At 44.1% G+C, this 2,947-nt stretch carries 3 protein-coding genes; all 3 read right to left on the bottom strand.

Annotated features, from left to right (window positions below; all coding sequences use genetic code 11):
- The coding region (locus tag FTU58_RS13820; protein WP_179994526.1) for a recombinase family protein at positions 1-703 on the bottom strand (703 nt) is incomplete at its 3' end.
- 148 nt (positions 704-851) lie between these two features.
- On the bottom strand, positions 852-2,018 hold the full coding sequence (locus FTU58_RS13825) for a tetracycline-inactivating monooxygenase Tet(X3) (protein WP_024160783.1): 1,167 nt from the start codon (positions 2,016-2,018) through the stop codon (positions 852-854).
- A gap of 189 nt (positions 2,019-2,207) precedes the next feature.
- Positions 2,208-2,801: a tyrosine-type recombinase/integrase gene (locus FTU58_RS13830; protein WP_205779272.1), complete on the bottom strand. Its 594-nt coding sequence runs from the start codon at positions 2,799-2,801 to the stop codon at positions 2,208-2,210.
- Positions 2,802-2,947: the final 146 nt, after the last annotated feature.

Below are 2,947 nucleotides of genomic sequence, written 5' to 3' on the forward strand. Positions count from 1 at the left end.
CAGCGGCCAGGGCATCGGCTTCCGTCAATGCGTCCTCCACGAACGCGCCGTGCTGCTTCGCTTCGGCCTGGCTGACCTCGGCCCATATCCGTTTCACCTGGGCCGCACTGTACCCGGCCAGCTCGGCGGTCTTGTTGATGCTGTAGCCGGACTTGCGCAGCGCGACAACTTGGGCGCGGCGCTTCGGATCAGCACGGCGGCCCTTGTACCGCCCGGCCTGGCGGGCCAACTCAATGCCTTGGCGCTGGCGTTCGCGCCTGTCCTCGTAGTCGTCGCGGGCCATCTGCAAGGCCAGGCGAAAAAGCATGATCTGCACGGCTTCCAGCACGATCTTGGCGACGCCCTGGGCCTCGGCCGCCAGGTCGGATAGATCGACCACGCCAGGGACGGCCAGGCGTGCGCCTTTGGCCTGTATCGAGGCCACCAGGCGCTCGGCCTCGGGCAAAGGTAGGCGGCTGATGCGGTCGATCTTCTCGGCAATGACCACCTCGCCGGGCTGTAGGTCGCCGATCATGCGCAGCAGCTCAGGCCGGTCGGCGCGTGCGCCGGATGCCTTCTCACGGTAGATGCCGGCGACGTAGTAGCCGGCGGCCTTCGCGGCCGTAGTGATCGCCTCTTGGCGTTCCAAGTCCTGCGCGTCGGTGCTGACGCGCAGATAGACCCGCGCCACCATCGGCGCGGCTACTGGCTTCGTCCTGCGCATACTTGCGGGCTCCTTTGGGCATACTCAAATGCACCCATCTTAAACTGGCAGCTAATGTACAAAAGTTGATAGAAGCACACAAGTTCAATTTTGCACTTCTGCCCCACTATTGCAAAACTGCTTGTTAGTAGCCGTTTTTTCTTACTGTTTATAGATTCAATAATTTTTGAAACGAAAAATTGGGACTAAACATTTCGGTTTCGTTTTCTGTCGATTCGTCCTGCGTATCTTTTGCATAAACAAACATTTGTTGTTCGTAGTTTTCGATGGCATTTTCAATACTTGTAAATTCTCCGTTTGTAAGGTTTTCAGACAATATCAAAGCATCCAATAATCCCGTATTTACACCCTGTCCTGCAAAAGGCGACATCAAATGAGCAGCATCGCCAATCATTGTTATGGGTAATGGACGGTTACTTTTCCAATCATTGTTCAAAGGAAATTTCCTTGTGGGCAAGCATTGAAATGTTGATACCGAACGTATTAATTGTTTGTAAACTTCACTCCATTTGGAAAATCTTTTCAATAAAAAATCGGCAACGCTGTTTCTGTCCTGAAAATCTAAGGGAATTTTATTTTTCCATTCATCGGGCGTTTTAAAACTAATTCCTAAATACAATGCACCATTATTATTGGGATTGGCAAACAATAAAATGCCCTGATGTCCCGCCATTAATCGGTTGCCGTTGCATAGCTGAAAAAATCCGGGACAGTTTATTTCCGGTTGAAGAATATCAGCTTGGATGTTGAAAGTACCGGTTTCTTCAACTTGCGTGTCGGTAACAAAGCTCCTTATTTTCGACATTCCACCATTGGCAAGAATAACCAAATCTGCTGTTTCACTCGGTTTATTCTCAAAAGTTAGTGTCCACTTCTTCTTACCAGGTTCAAGCATAACAAGTTTTCTATCCCAAATAACCGTGTCGTTTTCTAAACTATTCAACAAGATAGCCCTTAAGTCATTTCTGTTTATTTCAGGATTGTCAAATCGATTTTCGGGCTTTACATTTTTTGTGGATAAAATATTGCCTTTTTCATCAGCAATATTTACACCCATTGGTAAGGCTAAGTCATAATAAGTTTGTAACAATCCCGCTTTTTTCATTGCTTCCTGACCTGAACCTTTGTGTAGGTCAAGGGTTCCACCAAAAATTCTTGCCTCTCGGTCGTTGTCTCTTTCGTAAACTGAAACGTCTATGCCGTTTTGCTGTAATAATTTTGCCATAGTCAGTCCAACGGGTCCACCACCAATTATTGCAACGTTCTTATCACTAAGTAAATTCATTTGTTTGTCCGTATCTATTCGCATTGTCATTCAAAAATGGCACATAACAAGTGGCTATACGCCAAATGGCGTATATATCCACTATATCTTATTTTGCTAAACCTTTCATTATCAGTGACAAATCCGTTTTCAACCGTTTACCGTTCGTTTCTACTCTCTCAAAAGGATTTATATTCATAGTGCTTTTTGTTAAGTTTTGCTCAAATATACAAATCCTTTCTATATATCTAACAAATCCATCGGACTTTTTAATTGTTCCATTCCCTTGGTGGTAATATGTGTATAAACCTCAGTTGTTTTACTGCTTGAATGACCTAACAACGATTGAATATAACGTAAACTCGTACCATTCTCAAGCAAATGCGTTGCAAAGCTATGTCGTAAGGTATGTACAGTAACTTCCTTTTGAATCTTTGCTTTTAAAACAGCTGCTTTAAAAATGTTTTGAATACTTCGGCTTGAGTATGCGCCACCTTTTTGACCTTCAAATAAATAATCTTTTGGTTTATATTCCATAAAGTATGTTCTTAAAATAATTAATGTTTTCTCAGATAAAATGGTATAACGATCTCTTTTTCCTTTTGACTGTTCTATACGAATTTGCATGCGCTTGGAGTCAATGTCTTTTATTTTCAGGTTTATACATTCAGAAATGCGCAAACCTGCCGAATAAATAGTCATCAGAATAGCCTTGTGTTTCACGTTTTCAATAGCGCGTAGTACCCGAATGGTTTCTTCTTCACTCATCACAACAGGAAGTGTTTTTTCTTTTTTTGGTCTTTCGATGAAATATGTTTTCCGTTGTCCACCCAAAACACGTTCGTAATAAAACTGGCACTGTTGCAAAGTTAGCGATGAGGCAGCCTTTTGTCTTATTCAAAGGCCTTACATTTCAAAAACTCTGCTTACCAGGCGCATTTCGCCCAGGGGATCACCATAATAAAATGCTGAGGCCTGGC

It is taken from the genome of Acinetobacter sp. YH12120, assembly GCF_013418795.1.
GTDB classification, from domain to species: domain Bacteria; phylum Pseudomonadota; class Gammaproteobacteria; order Pseudomonadales; family Moraxellaceae; genus Acinetobacter; species Acinetobacter towneri.